General features: G+C 72.9%; 20 protein-coding genes and 1 tRNA gene. 12 read left to right on the forward strand and 9 right to left on the reverse strand.

What is annotated here, in order from left to right:
• The first annotated feature begins 78 nt into the window (after window positions 1-78).
• A complete protein-coding gene (locus ABZ793_RS13145) occupies window positions 79-861 on the forward strand; it encodes a phosphodiesterase (RefSeq protein ID WP_357456586.1) in 783 nt (260 codons plus the stop codon).
• A gap of 102 nt (window positions 862-963) precedes the next feature.
• On the opposite strand, the gene ABZ793_RS13150 is transcribed toward ABZ793_RS13145, so the two are convergent.
• Window positions 964-1,593: a hypothetical protein gene (locus tag ABZ793_RS13150; RefSeq protein WP_357456392.1), complete on the reverse strand. Its 630-nt coding sequence runs from the start codon at window positions 1,591-1,593 to the stop codon at window positions 964-966.
• A 90-nt stretch (window positions 1,594-1,683) separates the two neighbouring features.
• Window positions 1,684-2,478 carry an alpha/beta hydrolase gene (locus ABZ793_RS13155; protein ID WP_357456395.1) on the reverse strand — a complete coding sequence of 265 codons (795 nt, stop codon included), beginning with the start codon at window positions 2,476-2,478 and terminating at the stop codon, window positions 1,684-1,686.
• 310 nt (window positions 2,479-2,788) lie between these two features.
• Here ABZ793_RS13155 and ABZ793_RS13160 point away from each other — a divergent pair, with 310 nt between their 5' ends.
• Complete coding sequence (locus tag ABZ793_RS13160; protein ID WP_357456398.1) at window positions 2,789-4,501, forward strand: bifunctional metallophosphatase/5'-nucleotidase; 1,713 nt, start codon at window positions 2,789-2,791, stop codon at window positions 4,499-4,501.
• Between the two features lie 70 nt (window positions 4,502-4,571).
• Here ABZ793_RS13160 and ABZ793_RS13165 read toward each other — a convergent pair whose 3' ends face one another.
• Window positions 4,572-5,855: an MFS transporter gene (locus ABZ793_RS13165; RefSeq protein ID WP_357456401.1), complete on the reverse strand. Its 1,284-nt coding sequence runs from the start codon at window positions 5,853-5,855 to the stop codon at window positions 4,572-4,574.
• 162 nt (window positions 5,856-6,017) lie between these two features.
• Between ABZ793_RS13165 and ABZ793_RS13170 the strand changes: the two genes are divergently transcribed.
• Window positions 6,018-6,491 (forward strand): hypothetical protein, encoded by a 474-nt coding sequence (locus ABZ793_RS13170; protein WP_357456404.1) that lies wholly within the window; start codon window positions 6,018-6,020, stop codon window positions 6,489-6,491.
• 149 nt (window positions 6,492-6,640) lie between these two features.
• On the forward strand, window positions 6,641-9,586 hold the full coding sequence (locus ABZ793_RS13175; RefSeq protein ID WP_357456407.1) for a hypothetical protein: 2,946 nt from the start codon (window positions 6,641-6,643) through the stop codon (window positions 9,584-9,586).
• A gap of 207 nt (window positions 9,587-9,793) precedes the next feature.
• On the opposite strand, the gene ABZ793_RS13180 is transcribed toward ABZ793_RS13175, so the two are convergent.
• Window positions 9,794-9,870 (reverse strand) — tRNA-Pro (locus ABZ793_RS13180).
• A gap of 163 nt (window positions 9,871-10,033) precedes the next feature.
• On the reverse strand, window positions 10,034-10,927 hold the full coding sequence (locus tag ABZ793_RS13185) for a metallophosphoesterase (protein WP_357456410.1): 894 nt from the start codon (window positions 10,925-10,927) through the stop codon (window positions 10,034-10,036).
• 25 nt (window positions 10,928-10,952) lie between these two features.
• Between ABZ793_RS13185 and ABZ793_RS13190 the strand changes: the two genes are divergently transcribed.
• The gene (locus ABZ793_RS13190) at window positions 10,953-11,408 is read left to right on the forward strand and encodes a GatB/YqeY domain-containing protein (protein ID WP_357456413.1); all 456 of its coding nucleotides are present in this window, start codon (window positions 10,953-10,955) and stop codon (window positions 11,406-11,408) included.
• Between the two features lie 242 nt (window positions 11,409-11,650).
• A complete protein-coding gene (locus tag ABZ793_RS13195) occupies window positions 11,651-12,094 on the forward strand; it encodes a peptidoglycan-binding domain-containing protein (RefSeq protein WP_357456416.1) in 444 nt (147 codons plus the stop codon).
• Between the two features lie 245 nt (window positions 12,095-12,339).
• Here ABZ793_RS13195 and ABZ793_RS13200 read toward each other — a convergent pair whose 3' ends face one another.
• Window positions 12,340-14,766: a penicillin-binding protein gene (locus ABZ793_RS13200; RefSeq protein ID WP_357456419.1), complete on the reverse strand. Its 2,427-nt coding sequence runs from the start codon at window positions 14,764-14,766 to the stop codon at window positions 12,340-12,342.
• 404 nt (window positions 14,767-15,170) lie between these two features.
• On the opposite strand from ABZ793_RS13200, the gene ABZ793_RS13205 reads away from it, so the two are divergent.
• Entirely contained in the window at window positions 15,171-15,491 is a 321-nt protein-coding gene (locus ABZ793_RS13205; protein ID WP_319460489.1) for a WhiB family transcriptional regulator, read from the forward strand.
• A 6-nt stretch (window positions 15,492-15,497) separates the two neighbouring features.
• Here ABZ793_RS13205 and ABZ793_RS13210 read toward each other — a convergent pair whose 3' ends face one another.
• The 3 genes from ABZ793_RS13210 to ABZ793_RS13220 are packed head-to-tail and all read right to left on the reverse strand — an operon-like array spanning window position 15,498 to window position 18,376.
• A complete protein-coding gene (locus tag ABZ793_RS13210; protein WP_350709510.1) occupies window positions 15,498-16,649 on the reverse strand; it encodes an ArsA-related P-loop ATPase in 1,152 nt (383 codons plus the stop codon).
• A gap of 54 nt (window positions 16,650-16,703) precedes the next feature.
• Window positions 16,704-17,681: an ArsA-related P-loop ATPase gene (locus tag ABZ793_RS13215; RefSeq protein ID WP_357456423.1), complete on the reverse strand. Its 978-nt coding sequence runs from the start codon at window positions 17,679-17,681 to the stop codon at window positions 16,704-16,706.
• Between the two features lie 26 nt (window positions 17,682-17,707).
• Window positions 17,708-18,376 (reverse strand): hypothetical protein, encoded by a 669-nt coding sequence (locus tag ABZ793_RS13220; protein WP_357456426.1) that lies wholly within the window; start codon window positions 18,374-18,376, stop codon window positions 17,708-17,710.
• Window positions 18,377-18,687: 311 nt separating this feature from the next.
• Here ABZ793_RS13220 and ABZ793_RS13225 point away from each other — a divergent pair, with 311 nt between their 5' ends.
• From ABZ793_RS13225 to ABZ793_RS13245, 5 genes are all read left to right on the forward strand, one after another.
• On the forward strand, window positions 18,688-19,176 hold the full coding sequence (locus ABZ793_RS13225) for a hypothetical protein (RefSeq protein ID WP_357456588.1): 489 nt from the start codon (window positions 18,688-18,690) through the stop codon (window positions 19,174-19,176).
• A 46-nt stretch (window positions 19,177-19,222) separates the two neighbouring features.
• Window positions 19,223-19,378 (forward strand): DUF4177 domain-containing protein, encoded by a 156-nt coding sequence (locus ABZ793_RS13230; RefSeq protein WP_013736319.1) that lies wholly within the window; start codon window positions 19,223-19,225, stop codon window positions 19,376-19,378.
• A gap of 76 nt (window positions 19,379-19,454) precedes the next feature.
• On the forward strand, window positions 19,455-19,916 hold the full coding sequence (locus ABZ793_RS13235) for a RidA family protein (RefSeq protein WP_357456429.1): 462 nt from the start codon (window positions 19,455-19,457) through the stop codon (window positions 19,914-19,916).
• Between the two features lie 120 nt (window positions 19,917-20,036).
• Window positions 20,037-20,864, forward strand: coding sequence for an MBL fold metallo-hydrolase (locus tag ABZ793_RS13240; protein ID WP_357456432.1), 828 nt, complete (start codon window positions 20,037-20,039; stop codon window positions 20,862-20,864).
• On the forward strand, window positions 20,861-24,451 hold the full coding sequence (locus ABZ793_RS13245; RefSeq protein WP_357456436.1) for an adenylate/guanylate cyclase domain-containing protein: 3,591 nt from the start codon (window positions 20,861-20,863) through the stop codon (window positions 24,449-24,451). The genes ABZ793_RS13240 and ABZ793_RS13245 overlap by 4 nt, the downstream gene beginning before the upstream one ends.
• The last annotated feature ends 132 nt before the right edge of the window (window positions 24,452-24,583 follow it).

Below are 24,583 nucleotides of genomic sequence, written 5' to 3' on the forward strand. Positions count from 1 at the left end.
ACGGCCTGTGGGTTCGGGCGGGCCGCGCGGCGGCGCTCGCGGCGATAGCGTGAGGGTCCCGGTCGAGTGGAGGCACGTATGCTCATCGCCCAGCTCAGTGATCCGCACGTGACCACCGGCGTACTCGCCGCCGAACCGGCCGTCGGCCTGCACCGTGCCCTCGGCCGGGTGTTGGCGCTGGACCCCCGGCCGGAGTGCGTGGTCATCACCGGCGACCTCGTCGACCACGGCCGCCCCGACGAGTACGCCGCGCTGCGCGAGATCATCGGCCGGTTCCCGCTGCCGGTGCACCTGGTCGCCGGCAACCACGACGACCGGGAGTCGCTCCTCGACACCTTCGGCGGCACGCCGTGGCTCGGTGGCGGTTTCTCGGCCTACTACCACGTCGACCACCCCGAGGCGACGATCGTGGTGCTGGATTCGCTGATGCCGGCCGGCGACGGCGCCGGGTGCCTCGGCGAGGACCAGCTCGGCTGGCTGGACGGGGTGCTGGCTGGCCGGCCGGAGGTGCCGGCCGTGGTCTGCCTGCATCACCCGCCGGCGCCGGTCGGCATCCCCGTCGCCGACGACATCCGGCTGACCGACGGGGACGCGCTGGCCGAGGTGATCGCCCGGCACCCGCACGTCGCCCGGGTGGTCGCCGGGCACGTCCACCGCCCGGTCACGGTGACCTTCGCCGGCACGGTGCTCACCACCGCGCCGAGCACCTGGCGGCAGTGCTCGCTCACCATGAGCGCCGACGAGCAGATCGGCTGGGTCACCGAGCCGACCGGCTTCCTGCTGCACCAGGTCGCCAGGGGCGGCTGCGTCACCCACCTGGTGCAGGTCAGCCACGCCGCCGGCAAGACCTGCGGATTCTGACCTGGGGCGCTGACCGCCGGGACGGACCGGGTGCCGGGCTGACCGGCGCACCGTCTCTTCCCTCGGGCGGACAACGGGGAGGACCGGGACCCTCGGGGCTGGTCAGGCCGCCGTCGGCGTGCGGGTGCCGTCGTCGCCGGACCGGGCCGGCTCGTCGGGCGCCCGGCGGGGCGAGGCGCGGCGGAACCGGGCCCAACGGGAGCGGACCATCTCGTGGAGACGGTTGGACCAGGCGCCGAGCAGCAGCAGGAGCATGGCCGCCCCGACGGCCCAGGCCAGCTTGTCGGCGGTCGTGCGGATGCCGGGGAACGTGACCGCCAGGGCGAGGGTGGACACCCCCGGGAAGATCACCCCCATGGCGAGCGCCTGCGCCACGTGCCCGTCGTGCTTGCGTCGCCAGTAGAAGACCTCCCAGCCGAAGAGGCTGGGCTCGCCGGTGTAGCGCGCGATGGCGGGGCGCAACACCTGCTCGAGGTACTGACCGGCGATGCGGATGTCCCGGTACTGGGAGACGACGCTCAGCCCCAGGGCGGTGCTGAGCACCGGCAGGAGCAGGAACATCCGGAGGTCTGCCTTCTCCGAGAGGACGAAGCCGGCGACCGCCGCGACCGCGGTCAGGTTCGCCCCGACGAGCGCCTGGTTGTGGTTGGCCTTGCGCTCGATCGTCGTCCGGATCGCCGCCGCGTCCGCCAGGGCCGCCTCGAGGGCCCGGTTCTTCTGCTCCTCCGACACCCTGCCTCCTCCGGCGCTCACCCACTCCGGTGTATCAGCGGCCGTCAATAGCGCCCGGCATGCCGCTGCCGTCGGTGAGGCGGACGGGCGTCAGCGGAGGAGGACGTCGCGCAGCACCGGGGCGAGCGCCTCGGCCGGCACCTCGTGGTAGCCGCCGTCGAGGCTGACGTGGCGGGCACCCGGAATCGCCTCGGCCGCCGCGCGGGCGCCGTCGCGCAACCACCGCGGGCTGCCCGTGCTGTCGACCACCACGGTGGGGACGGTGATCGTGGCCAGGCGGTCGACCGGCGGCACGCCGCCGGCGCTGATCAGCGTGTCGTACGGGAGGGTGTGCGCCAGCGACTCCAGGTGGGGCCACACCGGCTCGCCGCGCATCCCGGCCACCGCCTCGGCGGGCAGCCCCACCGCGTGGAGCATGAACGCCTCGACCGCACCGGCCCGGTCGCCGGCGGCGATCAGCTCGGCCGTCCGGGCCGAGACGTCCGGCCGGGGGCCGGTCTGCGGGCCGACCTGGAACGGCGGCTCGAACAGGGCGAGCCCGCCGACCGGCAGCCCGTGCGCCGTGGCGAGCGCGGCGAGGATCGCGCCGGACGAGACGCCGTAGAGGTGCGCAGTGCCGCCGACCGCGGCGACCAGCGCCGCGATGTCCTCGATCTCCCGGTCGACCGCGTAGGGCGCGGTGTCGCCGCTGTCGCCCCGGCCGCGCCGGTCGTAGCCGACGACGGTGAAGTCCGGCGCGAGCGCCCCGGCCAGCGCCCGGGTGGTCGACCGGTCGTTGAAGGCGCCGCCGACCAGGATGATCGCTGGCCCGTCGCCCGCGCGCTCGTACGCGATCCGGGTGCCGTCGGCCGACCGCACCGTCTCCACCACCGGGCCCTCGCTCATCCGATCATCCTTCCCGTCGTACGCCGTCCGTCCGGTCCTTTCTAGACCAGCCCACCGACAACCGCGACGACCGGCCATCGCCGGCCGGGCATGTCGGAAACGCCCGTCCAGACGTCCCCCGATCGAAGACGTATCCCCAGGTCTGCGGGGCCCGCCCCGGTCGACCGGCGGCGGCCGGCGATGAGAGGCTGTCCCCGACGCGGCGGCGGTCCCCCACCGCCGCCACCGCGACCGAACCCCGCCGACGGCGCGGGCCCGACCGGCGTCACCATCGTCCGGGCGCCCGCGCCGGCTTCTCACGAGGAGTTCCATGTCCATCCCCGGGATGCGTCGGGCCGCCATCGGCCTGACCGCGCTCGCCGTGACCGCGTTCGGCGCGGTCACGACCACCCCCGACCAGGCGGACGCCGGCCCGAAGCCGGTCGCCGTCAAGCTGCTCGCCCTCAACGACTTCCACGGCAACCTCGAACCGCCGACCGGCACCACCAACGGCACCATCGCCGGGCAGCCCGCCGGCGGGGCCGAATACCTCGCCACCCAGCTCGCCGAGCTGCGCAAGCGCGCCGCCAAGGAGCAGAACACCATCACCGTGGCGGCCGGCGACCTGATCGGCGCCTCCCCGCTGCTCTCCGCCGCGTTCCACGACGAGCCGACCATCGAGGCGCTGTCGCTGGCCGGGCTCGACTACGCCAGCGTCGGCAACCACGAGTTCGACGAGGGCGCCGACGAGCTGCTGCGCATCCAGAACGGCGGCTGCCACCCCGTCGACGGCTGCGCCGACGGCACCCCGTACGAGGGCGCCGGCTTCCAGTACCTGTCGGCCAACGCGTTCAGGACCGCCACCGGCCAGCCGCTGCTCGCCCCGTACGCCATCCACAAGGTGCAGGGCGTCAAGGTCGGCTTCATCGGCATGACGCTGGAGGGCACCCCGCAGATCGTCAGCCCGCAGGGCGTCGCCGGCCTGACCTTCGCCGACGAGGCGCAGACCGCCAACCGGTACGCCCGCGAGCTGCGTGCCAAGGGCGTCGAGACCATCGTCGTGCTGCTGCACGAGGGCGGCACCCAGGACGCCACCGGCGGCATCAACGACTGCAAGGGCATCTCCGGCCCCATCGTGGACATCGCCAACCGGATGGACCCGTCGATCGACGTCGTCGTCAGCGGCCACACCCACCAGGCGTACAACTGCGACATCGCCGGCAAGCTGGTCACCAGCGCCAGCTCGTTCGGCCGCCTGGTCACCGACATCGACCTCTCCATCGACCGGCGCACCGGTGACGTCATCACCGCCAAGGCCGAGAACGTGGTGGTCAACCGGGACGTCGACAGGGACCCGGCGCAGACCGACCTGATCAACCGCTACAAGACCGTGCTCGGCCCGGTGGCCGGCCGCGAGGTCGGCCAGACCACCACGGCGATCAAGAGGACCCAGGAGATTCTCTTCGACAAGACCCTGGGCGAGTCCCCGATGGGCAACCTGATCGCCGACGCGCAGCTCGCCGCCACCGACGACGAGCAGGGCGCGGTCGCCGCCTTCATGAACCCTGGCGGCGTACGCGCCGACCTCGACGCCGGCGTGGTCACCTACGAGGAGGCCTTCACGGTGCAGCCGTTCGGCAACAACCTCGTGACGCTCGACCTCACCGGCGCGCAGCTCTACTGCGTGCTGGAGCAGCAGTTCGTCACCGGCCGGACGCTCTACCCGTCGTCGACCGTCCGGTACGTCGTCGACCCGGCCGGCACCACCGGCACCGTGGCGGACCCGTGCGCGGGCACCCGGGTGGTCCGGGGCAGCCTCAGCTTCGGTGGCGTGGCGGTCGACGCCGGTGCCACCTACCGGGTCACGGTGAACAACTTCCTCTCCGGCGGCGGCGACGGCTTCAGCGTCCTCACCGGCGGCACCAACGTGGTCACCGGGATGATCGACCTGGACGCGTTCGTGGCGTACCTGGCCGCCGAGTCCCCGGTCTCGGCGCCGGCGCTGGACCGCATCCGCACCACTGCGGAGGTCGCCGCCGCCTGAGGCGACGTGCGCACCCGACGGGCCCCGGAGCACCTGCTCCGGGGCCCGTCTCCGCTGCGCCCCGTGGCGGTCAGACGTGGGCGGGGGCCGGCTCGGCGGCCGGCGTGGCAGCCGGCACGCGGCCGTCCTGGACCGCCGTGAGCAGCGGGCGCAGGGAGAGCGCGAGCAGCGAGGCCACCAGGCAGCCGCCGACCACCACCGCGACCCAGATCCGGCCGTCGGCCGCCCCGATCAGGGGACCCGCCGTCACCGGGCCGATCACCCCGCTGATGCCGAAGATCATCGAACTCATGGCGTTGTAACGCCCGCGCAGCTCGTCCGTGGCGAGCGCGTTGGTCAGCGCGGGCATCACCGGCGACAACAGCGTCTCGCCGAAGCCGAAGATGGCCGAGCAGGCCACCACGCCGAGGGCGGCGACCAGCGCGTTGCCCGGACCGACCTGGCCGGCGGCGCCGAGGACCAGCCAGGCGGTCGCGAAGACCGCGCCCACCACGGCCAGCCCGCCCGTCCGGCTGCGCCCCTCCATCCGGCGGATGACCAACAGCTGGGCGAGCACGATCATCACCGTGTTGCCGGCCAACGCCCAGGCCACCACGCGCGGCGTCACCTCCACCACGCGCACGGCGTACGCGGCGAAGCCCACCTCGATCTGCGCGTACCCACAGGTGGTCAGGACCAGGCCGAAGACGACCAGCCGGCGGAACGGCCGGTCCCGCAGCACGGTGAGGTAGCCGCCGGCCGACGGACGGTCCCCGGTCGGCCCGGCGGTGAGCCGGTGGCCCACCCGGGGCAGGCTCAGCAGGATCAGCGCGGGCATCAGATAGCTGATCGCGTCGAGCACGTAGATCGCCTGGAAGGTGACCGGGCGGGCGGTGTCGACGATCGCGCCGGAGATCAGGCCGCCGATGCCGATGCCGAGGTTGAGCAGGGCGAAGTTCAGCCCGTAGACCCGCTGCCGCTCGTCGTCGTCGGTGAGCGAGGCGAGGATGGTGTTCTGCCCGGACCAGATGGCCGAGCTGCCGATCGCGATCAGCGTGATCACCACGAAGGCCGAGGCGGTCGAGTCGACCAGCGCCAGCGAGCCGGTGCCGGCCGCCTCGACGAGCAGGCACGGTACGACGATCCGGCGCGCGCCGAAGCGGTCGATGAGCGTGCCGCCGAGCGGCGACAGGGCCAGGGTGACGGCGCCGTACCAGCCGATCACCAGGCCGGCGCGGGCGTCGGTGAGGCCGCGGACGTCGGTCAGGTAGATGAACAGGAACGGCAGGGTGAGGCCGCGCCCGACCGCCGACAGCAGGGTGCCGACAAGGATCCGCCGGGCTTCCGGCCGGCGGGGCAGGGCACGACTGAGCATGCCGCGATTCTGTGCGCCGGGTACGACGACAGGCGAGCCGTTTACGACCCGCCCCGCGCGGCCCGACGCCGCCCGGTGACCAAGGACACGTTCGCGCCGACCGGCCCGCGCCGTGGTGCCGGGGCCGGCTCGCTGTCGGGCCCGTCTGCGATGCTGGCCCGGATGACCACGACCTGGCGACACCTGCCCGCACCGGCCCGCGAGATCGCCACCGCCGCCGCCGACGCGGTCGCCGCCGCGCGCGAACGCGACCCCGACGCGTACGACGTCTCGGTGGCCCGGCTCGCCGCGGCCGAACGGTCCGGCCTGGTCCTCGGCGCGGTGGTCCGGCTGCTGCTGGAGGAGGGCCACCCGGACGGCCTGGACGGCGACGACGTCCGGCAGGTGCTCGAACGCTGCGTACGGGACGCGGCGCGGTGGCGGCCCGACGTCGACCCGCACGTGGTGCTCGTCCTGCTGGCGGGCGCCCTCGGCGTCTACGACCCGGACGGCGACGAGTCCCCGCCCGACCCGCCGGCCGTGGCGCGGCACGCGCCGCTGCTCGTGGCCGACCTGCTCGCCGCGACCGGCCGGCCGCTCGACGGCTACCTGACCGCCGCGTTCGCCGAGATCGCGCGCACCGAACGCCACGACTGAGCGCGTCCGAGTGCCGCCAGCCGGGTCGCGCCGGCGACGCCCTCCCCTGGCGTACGACCTGAGCGCCGGCGGGGCCGTCGACGGTCGGAGCCGACCCGATTTTCGGGTCGGTGGGACGTAGCCGTACCTCGATATGCTCGGGCCCCTCGATGGCGAAGCGCGCCATTACCAGGGGGAAGGAATTGCCCGTGCGCGCACGAAGATTGGTGGCCGCATCACTCGGGATCATGCTTGGTGTGGGTCTGGTCAATGTCGTCACGATGCCGGCACAGGCTTACGAGCAGCGGGATGTGGTCAGGTCCGGCTGGGCCTACACCGATTCCCACCTGCCCGACCGGTCGTTCGTCAACCCCGCCGGAGACGCGCCGATCGGCGCCTGGGCGGACGCGGACGGCAACAAGCACAAGTCTCGGTCCTACTTCACCTTCGACATCTCGCGCTTCCGTGGAGCCGTCATCCACAAGGCGGACCTGGTCATCGCGGAGCGCTCGGCGGCGGACTGCGGGTCGGCCCAGCCGGTCGAGCTCTGGCGCACCGATCCGATCAAGGCGACCACGAGTTGGGAGTCGACGCCGCGCCGACGTGAGCTGCTCGGCACCGTCCAGGCCGGCGGGGCGGCCACCTGCCCCGGCTACCTGGTGTGGGACATCATGCCCGCGTTGCAGAAGCTGGCGAACCAGGACGAGCAGACCCTCACCGTCGAGATTCGCGTGCCGCACGGCTTCGAAGGAAAGCTCTCCCACGGCAGAAAGTTCCGCCCGTTCCCCACGATCCGCAGCGAGGCCAACCGCGCACCGACCGTGGCGCAGATCGGGCTCGAGTTTCCGTCCTGGTCGTGCGGTTCGAAGGAGGACCCGCAGCCCGTGGGGGCGCGTAACCACACCCTGATGGTCCGGGGCGCGGACGCGGACAGCAACGACTTCAATTTCACCGGGCAGTTCGCCGCCTGGCCGGTCGGCCATGAGGACCAGCGTTCCGAGCGGTTCGGGTCGAGTTACGGCGCCACGCTCTCCAAGGTCGGCTGGGACATGGCGCGATACCCGCACGGCACCGTGGTGGCCTGGACCGCCCGTGCCTACGACGGTCACGACTACTCGGAGTGGGCCGAGCCGTGCTACGTGAAGGTCGACGGGGAGCGGCCGGCCGCACCCGTGATCACCTCGGCCACTTACCCGGATGACGGCCTGCCGCATGGCGGCTCGGGAGTTCCGGGCACGTTCACGTTGAAGGCGAATGGATCGCCGGACGTGGTCGGCTACTACTGGGGACGCTTCGGCCAGACGTACAACTACGTCCCCGCGCCGGAACCGGGCGCGGACGCGACGTTCGAGTACACGCCGACCTCGTTCGTCGAGTATCTCAGCGTGCGGAGTGTGGACAGCGCGTCGAACTCCTCCGAGGTGACCGATTACCGGTTCCTCGTGCGATCGACCGCGCCGGGAGTGCGGGTGACGGTCGGCGGTGTCGGCCTGCCGAGCCAGTTGGCGATCTGGACCAACGTCGAGGGGGTCACCGAGTTCGGCTACCGGATCGGTGACGGCGACGAGGTCAGGGTCCCGGCGAACGCCGCTGGCACCACGGAGGTCCCGGTGGTGTTTCCGCAGGCTGGTTCCATCAGGCTTCACGTGCGCAGTTACGTCGGTACCGAGTTCGTCGGCGCGCACACGGAGGACGTGTGGGTCCGCGACACCCCGTTGATCGGGTCGACCGACTTCGCCTTCCCCGACCACGACGGCGTGGTCGATCGTCCGGGCAGCTTCACCTTCCGGCCCGGCCGCCCCGGCGTGGTGGCGTACGAGTACGCCTTCCTCTACGACGACTGGCAGCGGATCGAGGCGGGAGCAGACGGCGCCGCGGTGCTGCGATGGACGCCGACGGAGCCGAACTGGTACGTGCTGAAGGTGCGCAGCATCAGCGCCGACGGCACCGTCTCCGAGATCGCGCAGTACGAGTTCAACGTCATCGACATCAAGCCGACCGTCTACTCCAGCACCTACTACGAGCACGGCGCGTGGGGCGGCGTGGGCATCCCCGGCGAGTTCACCTTCGACACGGCGATGCCGGACGTGGACGTCTACCTCTACCGGCTCAACGACGGGCCCGAGCAGACCGTAGATCCGGAGTACAGCTGGGCTTACGTGACGCTTGCACCCGACCGCTCCGGCAGCAACACGCTCACGGTACGGACGCGCTTCCTGGACGGGTCCTTCTCGCCACCGCGGACCTACACGTTCGAGGTCAGCGACGCGCCGGTGGTGTCGTCCAGCGACTACCCCGAGAACGACGCCGCCGGTCAGCCCGGCCAGCCGGGTCGGTTCACCTTCAACCCGGGCCGCTCCGGCGTGGTGGAGTACCGCTACGTGCTGGAGTACAGCGGCGAGGAGCAGGTCGTCGCCGCGGGAGCGGACGGCAGGGCGACGGTCGAGATCACGCCGGCCCATCCCGGGCACACCCTGTTGACGGTCACGAGCCGGACGGCCGATGGCACGGTCAGCGCGGAGCGGCGGTACTACTTCCGCGTCCGTGACCCGCGCGTGAACGTGAGCAGCGCCTACGACGAGTACACGCCCCGTGGCGGGATCGGCGCGACCGGCAGGTTCGGGGTCTACACCGAGATCGGCGAGGTGACGACCTTCGAGTACCAGCTCAACGGTGGCGCCTGGCAGAGCGTGCCGAAGACCCCCGACGCCTTGGTGACCGACATCTCGGTGACCATGGACCGCAACGGCGAGAACGTCTTCTCGGTGCGGGGCCGGACCGCGGCTGGCGAGTACACCCCTCAGACGGACTACCCGTTCCTGGTCGGCACGGCACCGCTGGTGTCGTCGGCTACCTACCCGTCCGGTCAGTGGGCCGGTGGCGTGGGCGTGCCGGGTGAGTTCACCTTCACGCAGGGCATGCCGGGCGTGGTGGAGTTCGAGTACAGGGTCGATGACGGCGAGCCGGTGATGGTGCCGGCGAACGGTGCCGGGGTTGCGACCGTCAGCTACACCCCGACCTCGACGAGTTCGCACACCATGAGGGTGCGCGGACGTACGGCCGACGGGGTGTGGACCGACGCGACGAACTACTCCTTCCTGGTCGACGTCTCCTGACAGGCGCTGACGCGGTGGGCCGTCCCGGATGGGGCGGCCCACCGCACGAGCGGTTACCTGAGCTGCGACACGCGGACCACCTGCAGCCTCTTCCCCTGGCGGCCTCGACCGGGCCGCCTGGACATGAAGTGAGCCTCGCCACACCGAGTTGGACGTCCAGGAAACGCCAGAGGGCACATCCAGCGATTGGATGTGCCCTCTTACCTCTGGTCGGGGTGGCCGGATTCGAACCGACGACCTCTTCGTCCCGAACGAAGCGCGCTACCAAGCTGCGCCACACCCCGAGGCGTGCCGACAAATAGTAGCCCACCCGCTCCGGTGGTCAAACTCGGTACCCCCGGTGGTCCGGGCGGCCCGCCCGGTCCCATGGACGGGGCAGCTCGACAGCGCGATCGGCGGCACTGTCCCGGCAGGCCGGGGAGCCGGCCCGGCCTGCCGGCGTACGGGTCAGCGGGGGATCAGGGTGAGCACGCTCGCCTCCGGCGGGCAGGCGAACCGGACCGGCGCGGTCGGGTGGGTGCCGAGGCCGGCGGAGACGTGCAGCCAGGAGTCGGACCCGGGCCAGCGGTGCAGGCCGCGCGCCATGGAGCGGGGCAGGCCGCAGTTGGTGACCAGCGCCCCGACGCCCGGCACGCAGACCTGGCCGCCGTGGGTGTGCCCGGCGAGCAGCAGCCCGAAGCCGTCGGCGGCCATCCGGTCGAGCACGGCCGGCTCGGGGGAGTGGGTCAGCGCGATCGACAGGTCGGCCGCGGGCGACACCGGCCCGGCGACGGAGTCGTAGTCGTCCCGCTCGATGTGCGGGTCGTCGACCCCGAGCAGCTCGACCGCCCGGCCACCGGCCTTGACGACGGTGCGGGCGTTGTTCAGGTCCGCCCAGCCGGCCCCGGTGAGGACGTCGCGCAGCTCCTCGTGCGGCAGTTCCGCGCCCTCGGTGTACTCACGGTCGGGCAGGAAGTAGGTGAACGGGTTCTTCCAGACCGGCCCGGTGTAGTCGTTGGAGCCGAAGACGAAGGCCCCCGGGTAGTCGAGGAGCGGCTGGAGGGCGCGCAGTACGCCGGGCACGGCGCCGGGGTGCGCCATGTTGTCCCCGGTCACCACGACCAGGTCGGGGTCGAGCGCGGCCAGCGACGCCACCCAGCGCTGCTTGCGCCCCTGGTCGGGCATCATGTGCAGGTCGGACAGGTGCAGGACGCGCAGCGGCTCGGCGTCGGCCGGCAGCACCGGCACGTCGTACCGCCGGAGGGTGAACATGTTGCGCTCGACGAGCGACGCGTACGCCAGGGTCGCCGCGCCCAACGCGGCGGTCCCGGTCGCAAGCCGGAATAGTGTGCGCTTTCGCATGGCGTTCAGGGTAGTTTCACCGTCCATGAGCACGCTGAAGGACCGTCTGACTGCCGACATGCGCGCCGCTCTCAAGGCGCGCGACGAGCTGACCACCTCCACCCTGCGGATGGCGCTCGCCGCCGTCGGCACCGCCGAGGTCGCCGGCAAGGCCAAGCGCGAGCTCACCGACGACGAGGTGCTCGCGGTGCTGACCAAGGAGGCGAAGAAGCGCCGGGAGGCCGCGACCGCCTTCGCCGACGCCGGCCGCACCGAGCAGGCCGCGAAGGAGACCGCCGAGGGCGAGGTGCTGGAGCGCTACCTGCCGAAGCAGCTCTCCGAGGCCGAGCTGACCGACCTGGTCGCGGGGGCGCTCGCCGCGGGTGGCTTCACCGGCAAGGCGCAGATGGGCCCGGCCATGAAGGCGGCCCAGGCCGCGGTGGCCGGCCGGGCCGAGGGCGGCCGGGTGGCCGCGGAGGTACGCCGACAGCTCGGCTTGTAACGATGGGTTACGGTGCGAGGTTGAAGCGGTAATCAGTGACCTGCGAAAAGTCTGCTGGCGATTGGGGAGCGCAGGTTTTCGTTAGGCTTCTTCGTGACGCTGAGTATTGTCACGCGTCTATTGCGTCGCATTGAGTTCCATGAGAAGGTCTTCCTGTCGGCAGAGTGCGCAACGGGGGTGCAATCGGGCCGGCTGGCAATTCAATTCCCCGTTGCCTCATTGCATCGAGGAAGGGTTTCTTAATGAAGCGCGGATTTGCCGCAGGTCTTGTGGTTGCCGGAACTCTGGGGGCCGTGTTCGTCGCCCCGTCGGCGGCGTCGGCTGACATCATCGTCCAAGCGACGTGCAGCCGGACGGTGCGGGTGGCGAGCGACAACTTGTGGAGTGCGAGCCCGGTGGCACTGCCTTCCACCGGCAGCACGGCATCGAGCACCAGTTGCGGCATGGCGCAGGGAGCCAACAGCAGTGCTGTCCTGCTGCTTCAGCGCAGCCTCAAGTACTGCTACGGCAAGAATATCGCCCTCGACCAAGACTTCGGCCCGGCAACCAAGTCGGCGCTGATCGCCGCGCAGCAGGCGGAGGGCATCACGGCGGACGGCGTGTACGGTCCGCAGACGCGTGACGCACTCAGGTGGTACCTAGACGGTTACTGCGACGAAGCGGGCTACCCGATCACCGTCGTCTAGTCGTTCACCGCCATGCGGGCCTAAAGGTCACGCAAGCCGATAAGGAAGGGTGTCCCGCAAGGGATATCCTTCCTTATCCTCGCCGTCATTTGAGCCGAAATTCGGAGCCGTTCGAGACTGTCAGGAGTAACGACACCAAATACACCGAGTGCTTCTGATCCAGTTCGACGAACAATCCACGACGTACGCGGAACGGGCGGGCACCCCGCGTGGGGTGCCCGCCCGTTCCCGTCGGTCCGGGCGGCTCAGCCGCCGTTGCGGCCCGGCGGACGGCCCGGGGTGGTCGGCTTGGTGTCGCTGCCCGGGGCGGTGCCGCCGCCGGCGCTGATCTGGATGGTCACCACGCCGCCCTTGATGGTCCGGCCGTCGGGGCTGGTGCCCGCCGCCTTGCCCGGGGCGCAGCTCGACGGGACCTTGATGTCGGAGACGACCGCGTCGAAGCCCTCCGCCTCGATCCGGGACTTCGCCTGCTCCACGTCCAGGCACTTCACGTCCGGGATCCGGCGCTGGTCGCCCTCGGAGATCTTCTGGCCCGGGGGCTCGAAGTTGATCCGCTTCTTGCCCTTCATGGCGTCGCGCAGCGTCTCGTAGACCGGCGGGTTGATGCCGTCGTGCTCCTTGTGCTTCATCCTGGCGTTGGTCTGCGGCCAGTCCGGGTCGGCCATGATGCCGGCCACCGCGTACTGCTTGGTCATCGCGACCAGCGAGGCGGTCTTCTCCGAGTCGGTGGTGCCGGACTTGCCGGCCACCGGCGCGTTGACGATGCCCCTGACGTTCGCGGCCGTACGGCTGCCGCCGCACCTGCTGGTGGAGGAGTTGTCACCGACCGGGCAGCGGGCCGCGTCCACGGCGGCGCGGGCCACCTCGGTGCTGACGCGCTTCTCGCAGCGCGGGTTGGCGATGTCGAGCTTCTTGCCCTCCGGGTCCTTGATCTCCTGCACCGGGATCGGCTCGCAGTACTTGCCGTCCGCGGCGAGGGTGGCGTAGGCGTTGGCCAGCTCCAGCGGAGTGGTCTGCGAGACGCCGAGAGTGAAGGCGCCCCACTGGTGCGCGGCGTCCTTGGTGCCGGCGAACTTCGCGTCCTCGCTCTGCCGGAACTGGATGCCGAGCCGCTTGGCCACGTCGACCACGTTCTCCGCGCCGACCTGCTGCTGCAACGGCACGAAGTACGTGTTGATCGACTGCGCGAAGGCGCTCCACATGTTCTGTACGCCGCCGGCCTTCTTGCCCGAGTTGGTCGGGCAGTAGAAGTGGGTGCCGGGGCACGCAGCCGGGCTGCTGCTGTCGATGATGTACTCCGACTTGAACTGCTGCGGAGCGTTGATCGTGTAGCCGAGCGGGATGCCCTTCTCCAAGGCGGCCACGATGGTGAAGATCTTGAAGGTCGAGCCGGCCTGGTAACCCGTGATGCCGTCACCGCCGGAGAGCAGCGGGTTCACCGTGTTCGGGTAGTTGCCGAGCTTGCCCTTCCTTTTCTGCTTCGGGTCGCTGTGCGGCTTGTTCGCCGGCTTCTTCGGGTCGTCGAGCTTGAAGATGCGGTTGACCGCCAGCGCCCGGACCCGGCCGGTGCCCGGCTCGACCACCGCGACCATGGCGGCTTCCTTGCTGTTCACCGACTTGGCCTTGCGGACGGCCTTGTCGGCGCCGCGCTGGGCCTGCGGGTCGAGCGTCGTGACCACGGTGTAGCCGCCGCTCTTGAGCCGCCGCTCCCGGTCGTACGAGGTCGAGCCGAAGGTCTCCTGCTGCATCCACCAGCGGTAGAAGTAGTCGCAGAAGAAGCCCCAGCCCTTCTCGTTGGTCGAGACGCAGCCGTTGGGCGCCCGCTTGCCGGTGACCTTGAGCTGGACGGCCTTCGCCGCGTCCGCCTCCTGCTGGGTGATGGCGCCGATCTCGACCATGTTGTCGATGACGTAGTTGCGCCGCTCGACCGCCGCCTTGTAGCCGCTCTTGGTGGTCGGGTCGTTGGTGCTCGGCGCCTTCACCATGCCGGCGAGCATGGCGGCTTCCTCGATCTTGAGCTTGCTCGGCGGCTTGTTGAAGTAGACCTGGCTGGCGGCGTAGATGCCGTACGCGCCGTTGCCGAACGCGGCGATGTTCAGGTAGCGCTCCAGGATCTCGTCCTTGGAGAGCTCCTTGTCGATCTGGATGGCGTAGCGCATCTCGCGCAGCTTGCGGGCGCTGGTGTCCTCGGTGGCCGCGACCACGTCGGCCGGGTGGGTCGCCGAGTAGGCGATGGCCAGGCGGACGTACTGCATGGTCAGCGTCGAGGCGCCCTGCTGGCTGGACGCGCCGGACTGGTTGTTGACGAAGGCCCGGGCGATGCCGTTGAGGTCCACGCCGTTGTGCTTGTAGAAGTCGTGGTCCTCGGCGGCGATGATCGCCTTCTGCATGATGGGCGCGATGTCGGCCAGCTTCACGTCGCGACGGTTCTCGTCGTACATGGTCGCCAGCGGGGTCTTGCCGTCGGCGGCGTACAGGTAGCTGATCTGCGGCGCGCGGGCCACGGTCAGCTCCTTGGGCAACGCGCCGAAGGTCTCGGCGCCGGCCTTGGCGGCCAGGCCGGACATCGCCACCGCGGGGAAGGCCGCCGCCGCGACCACCACGCCGGCCAACAGGCCACATATGAGTAGCGATGCGGCGTTGGTCAGCACATTGTGGTCACGTTTCCGCATCCAGGTCACCTCGACAGGGTACGCGAGTAGGGAACGAGGGGCGCCGGGGCTTCTTTCCCCATTTCCTGCGCGCGCCGACCTCGTTGTGCTAAACGCACGACCCCCGGTGCGTGGTTGCGTGAATCCGGCGTCGAGTCTCCCTCCTTCCCGAGGGGGCCCGCAGCGTTTTCACGGACTCCGGCGGGGTAACCGGCGGTCGCGAAGCCCGGGAAGCCGGGAGTGTCCGGAATGATGGATTTAGCCGACAACGTTGCGTAATCAGGCGACTACAGAGCATGATGGGGGCGGCGACCGAGCCACATGTCGTCCGTGCGGCCTTGGGGAAGGCGCGCCGGGCGATCGGGGGGAATTGCCGGCTGGTCCGCGACGGGGTCGGTAGGTACTGCAAGGGGGGACGAGTACACATGGGCATGATCACTGACTGGCCGTCGCTGGCGGCGTGTCAGAACGGGGACCCGGACGCGTTGTTCGTACAGGGCGCCGAACAGAACGTGGCCAAGCGGATCTGCCGGAGCTGCCCAGTCCGGTACGAGTGCCTGGCCGACGCGCTGGACAACCGGATCGAGTTCGGCGTGTGGGGTGGCATGACCGAACGCGAACGCCGCGCGCTGCTGCGCCGTCACCCCCAGGTGACGAGCTGGCGCAAGATGTTCGAGGCCGCGATGAAGAAGAACGCCAAGGACAAGGCCGGCAAGGACAAGATCCTCGTCACCGCCGCCGGCTGAACGCCGTCACGGCCGGCTGATCGCCGCGCCGATCGTCCGCAGCCCGTCGACGTCGTGCACGTCGGCGGGCTGCGCCGTCACGGACACCGCCGGCACCGCCGGGAAGGCCTCCGTGAACCGGGCCGCCACCTGGCGCTCGCGTACCGCCTGTTGGGCCAGGGCCGCGTGGGCCCGCAGCACGTCGACGGTGCCCTCGTGCCCACCCAGGTCGGCCAGGCGCTCCGCGGCGGCCATGCTCTCCGCCGCGCCGAGGCCCGGCACCGCCGGCCGGTGCACCCGGTTGAGCACCAGGCCCGCCAGCGGCATCCTCTCCTCGCGCAGCCGGCCCGCGAAGTAGGCGGCCTCCCGGACCGCGTCCGGCTCCGGCGCCGCGACCAGCAGGAACGCCGTCTCCCGCGCCTGGAGGATGCGGTACGTCTGCTCGGCGCGCTGCCGGAACCCGCCGAACATCGAGTCGAGCGCGGCGACGAAGCCGGAGAGGTCGGTCAGCAACTGGGCGCCGAGCACCTTCTGCACGACCTTGGAGAACATCCCGAACGAGGCGGTCACCAGGCTGAACATGCTCCGCCCGCCGGTGCGCGCCGGGGCGAGCAGCAGCCGCAGCATCCGCCCGTCGAGGAAGCGGGAGAGCCGGGCCGGGGCGTCCAGGAAGTCCAGCGCCGAGCGGGACGGCGGGGTGTCCACCACGATCAGATCCCACTCGCCCCGGGCGTGCAACTGGCCCAGCTTCTCCATCGCCATGTATTCCTGCGTGCCGGCGAAGGTCGAACTCATCGCCTGGTAGAAGGGGTTGGCGAAGATCTCCGCCGCCTTCGCCTGATCGGTGTGCTGGAGCACCACGTCGTCGAAGGTGCGCTTCATGTCCAGCATCATGGCGTGCAGTTCGCCGCCGCTGGCCTCGACGTCGATCCCCTTGACCTGGCGGGGGGTGTTGTCCAGCTCGGTCAGCCCGAGCGACTGGGCCAGCCGGCGGGCCGGGTCGATGGTGAGCACCACCGTCCGCCGGCCGTGCTGCTCGGCGGCCCGCAGCGCGAGCGCGGCGGCCGTGGTCGTCTTCCCCACCCCGCCCGCCCCGCAGCAGACCACGATCCGCACGCCGGGATCGGCGAGGATCTGGTCGACATCCAGCTGCGGCGCCGCGTCTTCGGAAGGCACCAATCGAGCGTATCGGGCCGGGTCGGTCGCCGTGCCCGTGCCGGTGGCTGGTGTGAGTCAATCCGCCCGGAGGAGGGCCTCGGCCAGCCGGTCCAGCCCGGCGCGGTCCACCCCGTCGGGCAGCAGCGGCAGCTCGGTCAGCGGCAGCCCCAGCTCCATCAGGTCGGCCCGCAGCGAATCCTCCAGCTCGCGGCGGATCGCCTGGTCGCGTGCCTCCACGGCGAGCCCGGCGACGGTGTCCCGGTCCGCCGGCAGCCCGGCGGCGCGCAGCCCCCGCTCCAGCTCGGCCGGGCCCACCGCGCGACCCGCGGGCAGCGGCGGCCGGGTGCCGTTGACGATCACCCGCCCCACCGGGAAGCCGAACGAGGTCAGCTCGGCGATCGCGTCGACCGTCTCCTGGACCGGCATCTCCTCCAGCAGGGTCACCACGTGCACGGCGGTGATCGGGGAACGCAGCAGCGCCGCGACCCCCTCGCTCTGGGTCTTGATCGGGCCGACCTTGGCCAGCCGGGCCGTCTCGGCGGTGACGTTCAGGAAGCGGCCGATCCGCCCGGTCGGCGGGGCGTCCAGCACCACCGCGTCGTACGCGCGCCGCTGGCCGACCGTGCGGGTGGTCGCCTCCTTCACCTTGCCGGTGAGCAGGACGTCCCGCAGGCCCGGGGCGATGGTGGTGGCGAAGTCGATCGCCCCGAGCTTGCGCAGCGCCCGGCCCGCCGCGCCGAGCTTGTAGAACATGTCCAGGTACTCGAGGAGGGCCTCCTCGGCGTCCACCGCCAGGGCCCGCACCTCGCCGCCGCCGGGCGCGTCGGTCAGGTGCCGCTCCTCGTAGGGCAGCGGGTCGGTGTCGAAGAGCTGGGCGATGCCCTGCCGCCCCTCGACCTCCACCAGCAGCGTGCGCCGGCCACCGGCGGCCAGGGCCAGGGCCAGGGCGGCCGCGACGCTGGTCTTGCCGGTGCCGCCCTTGCCGGTCACGACGTGGAGGCGGGCCGGCCACTGGGTGCCGGCCGGATCGGCCGGCCGCTCTGCTGCTCGCACCCGTCGAGCCTATCCAGCGGCCGGGCTCAGGCGACCTCGCAGACCCACCAACCCGTCTTCTTCACCACGGTGAACCGCAGGTCCTGGTCGGCGACCTTCTCGTCGGCGGTGGTCATGGTGACCTTGGTGGTGACCGTGGCGCGGTCGCCGGTCCGGTCGTCCACCTTCGGGCTGCTCCACCGGAACCGGGGGTTCTGGTGGGCCGCGACGTACTTCTCGACCTCGGCGACCTTGGCGGCGATCTTCTTCTCGTCCCGCGACGAGGAGCAGACCAGGGCGGCCGCCCTGCCCGCGTCGCGGTCCTTGTAGACGGCGGTGAGGAACTGGTCCACGGCGACCGCCGGCTCCTTGGCTCCCTCGCCGCTCTCGACGTTGCGCAGCGTCAGGAAGGTGACGACGCCGCCGCCGGCGCAGAGCAGCAGGATCACGGCCAGGGCGATGGCGGCGATCAGCACGCCGCGCTTCTTCTTCGGCGCGGCGGGCGGCTGGTACGGCGGGTACCCGGCCGGGATCGACGGGTCCGGGGCCGCTGCCGGCGCGGGCGGCTGGTACGGCGGGTACCCGGCCGGGGGCGGCGGGATCGACGGGTCCGGGGCTGCTGCCGGCGCGGGCGGCACGGCGGCGCCGGGAGCGGCCGGGACGTCCGGCTGGCCGGCCGGCGATCCGGTGGGGCCGCCGCTGGGTGGTTGGGTCATCTCTTCCCCCGGGGTGCGACGTCGTCGCCTGCCCCGGCGACGAGCGTGATCGAGCTGGCGGCGAGCCGGCGAGCGCCCGTCCGACCGGAAGGGTAGCGGTCGGTCGGCCGGTTTCGCGGGGCGGCAGGTGGGGCCTCGTCCCTGACCAGGGATGTGTCGCATATGTGACTCGTCGTGACCGGGCGTGCGCGTCCTGTTGGCGGGACTCTTCCTCCGGCCCTACGTTCTCACCGGCGCGGGGGGAAGGTCGGGCACCGGGGCCCGGCCCGCAAGGCGATGACGTGACCAGGTACGACGTCCGGAGGCAAGGCATGCGCGACGTGGACAACATCCCCCGAGCACAGTTCCCGGCGGGTGACCGGGCCTGGCTGACCGGGGCCGGTTCCTCCGGCGAGACCGAGGGCGTGGCCGGCGGCCTGCCGATCAACGAGCGGTCGTACCGGCGGTTCGCCCCGCCCGTCGAGGTGGTGCGCACGGCCGGCCGGCCCGGCGCGCGCGGCCGGGACGAGGAGGAGCCCGGGTACGTCATCCACCTGCCGATCCGGGTCGCCGACCTGGCGGCGGCCACCGCGCTGGCCGGCACCGTCGCCACGTCGCTGAGCTTCCTGCCGGAACTGGACGCGGGCGAGACGACCGTGTCCACCGCGGACGACCAGAACAACCGGCACCGGGTCTTCTGCGACCTGCTGCTGCCGGACCGGTCGCGCTGCCCGCAGCCGTACGAGCACAGTGGCCCCTGCGGGGAAGTGCCCACCGCTCCGGAGCAGCGTCCCGCACCCCGGCCGGCCGCCGGACCGTAGGCTGTGCGTCGAAGAGTCGTACTCCATCCAAGGGAGCCCTCCACCGATGCAGAAGTGGGAATACGCCACGGTCCCGCTGCTGGTCCACGCGACCAAGCAGATCCTCGACAACTGGGGCGAGGACGGGTGGGAACTCGTCTCCGTGGTTCCCGGCCCGAACCCGGAGCAGCTCGTCGCCTACCTGAAGCGGCCGAAGGCATGAGCGAGCGGAGCGAGCGAATCATCGGGCTCAGCGCCTCGGTGCCTCATGGCGCCGCCGAGCGGAGCGAGGTGGTGGCATGAGCAGCGGTCCGCACGGGAAGCTCGCCGAGCTCGGGCACACGCTGCCCGAGGTGGTCCCGCCCGTGGCCAGCTACGTGCCGGCCGTGCAGTCCGGGCAGCACGTCTACGTCTCCGGGCAGCTGCCGATGGTCGAGGGGAAGCTGCTCGCCACCGGCAAGGTCGGCGCCGGCGTCTCCGCCGAGCAGGCGAAGGACCTGGCCGAGCGGTGCGCGCTCAACGCGCTGGCCGCGATCGACTCGCTGGTCGGCCTGGAGAAGGTCGTCAAGGTCGTCAAGGTGACCGGCTTCGTCGCCGCCGCCCCCGGCTTCACCGCCGTGCCCGGCGTGATCAACGGCGCCTCCGACCTGTTCGGCGCGGTGTTCGGTGAGGCCGGCCGCCACGCCCGCGCCGCCGTCGGCGTCGCCGAGCTCCCCCTCGACGCCCCCGTCGAGGTCGAGGTCATCGTCGAGGTCGCCTGACCCGCGCCCACCCCGCGATCTTGCACTGACCGCCCCGGCAAAAGCCGTGAAGTGGGACGTATCCCGGGTGGAAACTGCAAGATCGCGGGGAGTGGCGGCGGGGGCCGTACGATCGCAGCCATGACCGGGCACTTCACCGCGCCGGCAGCGGCGCTCGCCGACCAGCTGCCGGGTTGGGTGACGCTGCTGCGTGCCCCGAACCCGGGGCCGATGACGCTCGACGGCACCAACACCTGGCTGCTACGCGCCCCCGGCCAGGAGCACGCCGTCGTCGTCGACCCGGGCCCGGCCGACGAGGAGCACCTGGCCGCGATCGCCGCGCGGGGGCCGATCGGGCTGGTGCTGATCACCCACGGCCACCCGGACCACACCGAGGGCTCGCCCCGCCTGCGCGACCTGCTCGACGGGGTGCCCGTGCGCGCGGCCGACCCGGCGCACACCCTCGGCGGGGAGCCGCTGACCACGCCCGGCGACAGCCTCGGCGGCCCCGGCCTGGACATCCGGCTCGTGCCGACCCCCGGCCACACCGGCGACTCGGTCTGCTTCGTCGTCGCGCACGGCGACGAGCGGGTCGTGCTCACCGGCGACACCATCCTGGGCCGGGGCACCACCGTGGTCGCCCACCCCGACGGGCACCTCGGGGACTACCTGGCCAGCCTGGAGCTGCTCTCGACGTACCGGGGGATCCCGGCGCTGCCAGGGCACGGCCCGGCGCTGGCCGACTGCGCCGCCGCCGCGGAGTTCTACCTCGCCCACCGCCGGGCCCGGCTCGACCAGGTCCGGGCGGCGGTCGCCGAGGGGGCCACCACCGCCGCGGAGGTGGTCGCGAAGGTCTACGCGGACGTCGACCGGTCGCTGTGGTGGGCGGCCGAGTGGTCGGTGCGGGCCCAACTGGAACACCTCGGGCGGGAATCCGGCGCGGGCACCGCGGGGTTGGAGCAAGCGTGACCTGCCCGGTGTGCGGAACCGTAGCCGTCCCCGGCGCCCGGTTCTGCCACAACTGCGGGGCCGCCCTGCCGGCCGCCGCGACGCTGCCGGCCGCCGAGCGCCGTGTGGTCACCGTGCTCTTCGGCGACCTGTCGGACTTCACCTCCTGGTCCGAGGACCTCGACCCGGAGCGGGTCGGCGCGGTCACCGACCGGGTGCTCGCCGCCCTGGCCGGCGCGGTCAAGACCTTCGGCGGGCACGTCGACAAGCTCACCGGCGACGGGATCATGGCGGTCTTCGGCGCGCCGGTGGCGCACGAGGACGACGCCGAGCGGGCGGTCCGCGCCGCGCTGTCCATGCAGCGCGCGGTCCGCCGGGTGCTCGACGACGAGCGCGGCGGCGGCGCGCCGCTCGGCCTGCGGGTCGGCCTGAACACCGGCGACGTGATCGCCGGCATCCAGGCCGCGATCGAGTACACGGTCATCGGCGACACCGTGAACACCGCCGCCCGGCTGGCCGACGCCGCCGCCGTCGGCGCGGTCTACGCCGGGGCCCGCACCTCCGCCGCCACCCGGCACGTCGCCTCCTGGCGCGCGCTGCGGCCGCTGCGGCTCAAGGGCAAGCGCGAGCCGGTCGAGGCGTACGAGCTGCTCGGCCTCCTGGACGCGCCGGGCACCCGGTCCGGCCTCGGTGACGAGGCCCCGTTCGTCGGCCGGGAGACCGAGATCGGCCGGGTCGCCGGCCGGCTGGCCGAGGTGATCGACCGCGCCGAGCCCCGGGTGCTCCTGATGACCGCCGAGGCCGGGCTCGGCAAGTCCCGGTTCGCCGCCGAGGTGGAACGCCTCGCCGCCGGCTACGACGTGGGCGCCGGCCGGTACGCCGCGCACACCGGCGCCCGGGTGCTGTCGGTGCGCTGCGCCGCGTTCGGCGAGCGGCGCCGGCTCGCGCCCCTGGCCGACCTGGTCCGGGCGGCGGTCGGCCTGCCCAACGACGCCGCCACCGCGCTGACCCGACCGGCCGTCGAGGAGCGGCTGCGCCGGCTCAACCAGCGGCTCGGCCGCGCGGGTGGCGACCCGGCCCCGGTCGCCACCGACCAGTTGATGGCCCTGCTCGGCTACGCCGAGCTGCCCGGCGGCGGCCCGGCCGACCAGGGCGAGTGGACCAACCCCCAGCAGCCCGCCGACGCCGACGCCGTGCCGAACGCGGTCGCGGACCTGCTCAGCGCCCTCGCCGCGGAGGCACCCCTGGTGGTCGTCGTCGACGACCTGCACGACGCGACCGCGGAGACCATCCGGGCGCTCGGGCTCGCCCTGTCCCGGCTCGCCGGCCCGGTGCTGGTGCTGCTGCTCGGCCGCCCCGAGCTGGTGCGCACCGCCGGGGCGCTGACCCGGGTGGCCGACGCCGAGGTGCACGCGCTGCCACCGCTGCGCGGCGCCGACGCGGCCCGGCTGCTCACCAGCTATCTCGGCGGGGGCAAGCTGCCGCAGGCCGACACCGACCGGCTGCTCGCCACCGCCCAGGGCAACCCGTTCTACCTGGCCGAGCTGGTCACCCTGCTGATGGAGCGGGGTGCCCTGACCGCCGTCGCCGACCGGAACGCCCCCAGCCCGGGGGCCTGGCGGCTGGCGCCCGGCTCGCTCGGCAGCCGCCTGCTCTCCCGCGACCTGGCCGCGGTGCTCGCCGCGCGTATCGACGCGCTGCCCGTCGACGCCCGCTCGGTGCTGCGGGACGCGGCCGTGGTCGGCGACACCGTGCCGGCCGGGGCGCTGGAGGCGCTGCGCGAGCAGCGGGCCGGCCGGGACGGCCGCCCGGCGGCGGTGGTCGCCGTCGAGCTGGAGCGGGCCGTCGACGAGTTGCTGCAACGCCGGATGCTGCACCGCACCCGCACCGGGTACGCCTTCGCCACCCCGCTGATGCGGGAGGCCGCGTACGCCGGCGTGAGCAAGGCCGAGCTGGCCGAGCGGCACGCCGCGCTGGCCCGCTGGGCCGCGACCGACCCGCCGGCCGGGGCGGGCGCGCCGGGCGGCTTCACCGGGGCGGCCCGGGACGTCTTCGTGGCCCAGCACGTGGAGCGGGCCGCCGCGCTGGCCGACGCGGTCGGGCTCCGGCCGGACGCCCCGGCGCGGACCGTCGTCCCGTTGGGCGTCGCCGCGCTCGGCGGGGCCGCCCGCCGGTCGTTGCAGGCGGGCGAGCCCGCGCTCGCCGTGGAGTACGCCGAACGAGCCGCCGAGCTGGCCCGCGACGGGGTGCCGGCGGCCGACCGGGTGGTGCACGCCCGGGCGCTGCTCCAGATCGGCCGGCCCGCCGACGCGCTCGCCTCCGCCGAGAAGATCGCGGCCAACGCCGGCGACGAGTCGGCCGTCCGGGCCAGTGCGCTGCTGCTCGCCGGGCAGGCCCACCAGACCATGGGCGACCAGGCGCGGTCGGAGGCCTGCTGGCAGGAGGCGTTGCAGGTGGCCACCGACGGCGGCCTGCCGACCCTGCGCGCCTCGGCGATGCGCCGCCTCGGCATGGCCGACTTCATCGCCGGGCGGCTGGGGCAGGCGAGCAGCCGGCTCGCCGCCTCGTACCAGGTGAGCCGCCATGCGCAGGACCGCCGGGGGCAGGCGTGGTCGTTGCAGAACCTGGCCTGGGTCACCACCACCCGGGGCGACTTCGCCGGGACCGACGCGGTGCTCGGCCGGGCCGCCCGCCTCTTCGCCGAGCTGAAGGACCCGTACGGGCGGGCGTGGCTGCGGGGCACCACCGCGTTCGCCCGGCTGCTGGCGGGCCGGCTGCGGGAGGCGTGCCGGATGGCGCGGGTCTTCCTGCCGTTCGGCGAGCGGGTCGGCGAGGCGTGGGCGGTGGGCACGCTGCGGGCGGTGGAGGCGTACGCCACCGCCGAGCTGGGCGAGCTGGGCGAGGCGGACCGGGGGGCCCGCCGCGCGTACCGGGAGTTCGCCGCCGCCTCCGACGACTGGGGGCAGGGCTTCGCGCTGGTCGTCCGGGGGGTGGTGGCGCGCGGGCTGGGCGAGCCGGAGCACGCCGCCGACCTGCTCACCGACGCGCTGCGGTACGCCCACCGGACGTCGCACCCGCTGCTCACCGGCATGGCCGGCACGCTGCGGGGATTCGTGGCGCTGGACATGGGCGACTACGACACGGCCGAACGCGCCGCCCGCTCGGTGCTGACCGCCGTCGAGCCGCACAACCCGCAGGCGCCCGCCCAGGTGGCGCCCCGGGTGCTGCTGGCCACCGCCCGGCTGGCCGCGGGCGACTCCGCCACCGCGGTCGGGCTGCTCGCCCCGGTCGCCACCGTCGCCGCGACCGTGCCCTCGCTGCTCTTCTCCCGCCGCCAGACGATGGCCCGGTACGCCGCCGCGCTGCTCGCCCACGGCCAGCGCGAGCAGGCGCTGGACTGGGCCCGGCGGGCGGTCGCCGCCCCGGCGGAGGACGTGCGCAGCCAGGTGGTCGGCGCGATGGTGCTCGCCGAGGCGCTGGCCGCGTGCGGCCGGCCGGCGGAGGCGCTGGCCGCCGCCGAGGAGGCGGTGCGCCTGGCGTACGGGACCGAGCAGCGCAGCGAGCGCGCCGCCGCCGACGCCCTCCGCGCCCGCCTCGCCGCCGGCTGACCCCTGGCCGGCTCGGCGGGGCCCCGGCCCGGGCAGGTCTGGCGGTTCCGGTGATGTGGCATGTCGGGGGTGGCCGATAGCGTGTCAGGCCGGAGGGGCGGTCCGATGTCGACCGCGCCGGGTCTGGGAGGG

It is taken from the genome of Micromonospora sp. NPDC047465, from assembly GCF_040643125.1.
Taxonomy (GTDB): domain Bacteria; phylum Actinomycetota; class Actinomycetes; order Mycobacteriales; family Micromonosporaceae; genus Micromonospora.

Coding starts and splice junctions, on each gene's coding strand:
- ABZ793_RS13145 (WP_357456586.1), top strand. CDS start 79: ATGCTCATCGCCCAGCTCAGTGATCCGCACGTGACCACCGGCGTACTC.
- ABZ793_RS13155 (WP_357456395.1), bottom strand. CDS start 2,478: ATGAGCGAGGGCCCGGTGGTGGAGACGGTGCGGTCGGCCGACGGCACC.
- ABZ793_RS13160 (WP_357456398.1), top strand. CDS start 2,789: ATGTCCATCCCCGGGATGCGTCGGGCCGCCATCGGCCTGACCGCGCTC.
- ABZ793_RS13165 (WP_357456401.1), bottom strand. CDS start 5,855: ATGCTCAGTCGTGCCCTGCCCCGCCGGCCGGAAGCCCGGCGGATCCTT.
- ABZ793_RS13170 (WP_357456404.1), top strand. CDS start 6,018: ATGACCACGACCTGGCGACACCTGCCCGCACCGGCCCGCGAGATCGCC.
- ABZ793_RS13175 (WP_357456407.1), top strand. CDS start 6,641: ATGGCGAAGCGCGCCATTACCAGGGGGAAGGAATTGCCCGTGCGCGCA.
- ABZ793_RS13185 (WP_357456410.1), bottom strand. CDS start 10,927: ATGCGAAAGCGCACACTATTCCGGCTTGCGACCGGGACCGCCGCGTTG.
- ABZ793_RS13190 (WP_357456413.1), top strand. CDS start 10,953: ATGAGCACGCTGAAGGACCGTCTGACTGCCGACATGCGCGCCGCTCTC.
- ABZ793_RS13195 (WP_357456416.1), top strand. CDS start 11,651: ATGAAGCGCGGATTTGCCGCAGGTCTTGTGGTTGCCGGAACTCTGGGG.
- ABZ793_RS13200 (WP_357456419.1), bottom strand. CDS start 14,766: ATGCGGAAACGTGACCACAATGTGCTGACCAACGCCGCATCGCTACTC.
- ABZ793_RS13205 (WP_319460489.1), top strand. CDS start 15,171: ATGGGCATGATCACTGACTGGCCGTCGCTGGCGGCGTGTCAGAACGGG.
- ABZ793_RS13220 (WP_357456426.1), bottom strand. CDS start 18,376: ATGACCCAACCACCCAGCGGCGGCCCCACCGGATCGCCGGCCGGCCAG.
- ABZ793_RS13225 (WP_357456588.1), top strand. CDS start 18,688: ATGCGCGACGTGGACAACATCCCCCGAGCACAGTTCCCGGCGGGTGAC.
- ABZ793_RS13230 (WP_013736319.1), top strand. CDS start 19,223: ATGCAGAAGTGGGAATACGCCACGGTCCCGCTGCTGGTCCACGCGACC.
- ABZ793_RS13235 (WP_357456429.1), top strand. CDS start 19,455: ATGAGCAGCGGTCCGCACGGGAAGCTCGCCGAGCTCGGGCACACGCTG.
- ABZ793_RS13240 (WP_357456432.1), top strand. CDS start 20,037: ATGACCGGGCACTTCACCGCGCCGGCAGCGGCGCTCGCCGACCAGCTG.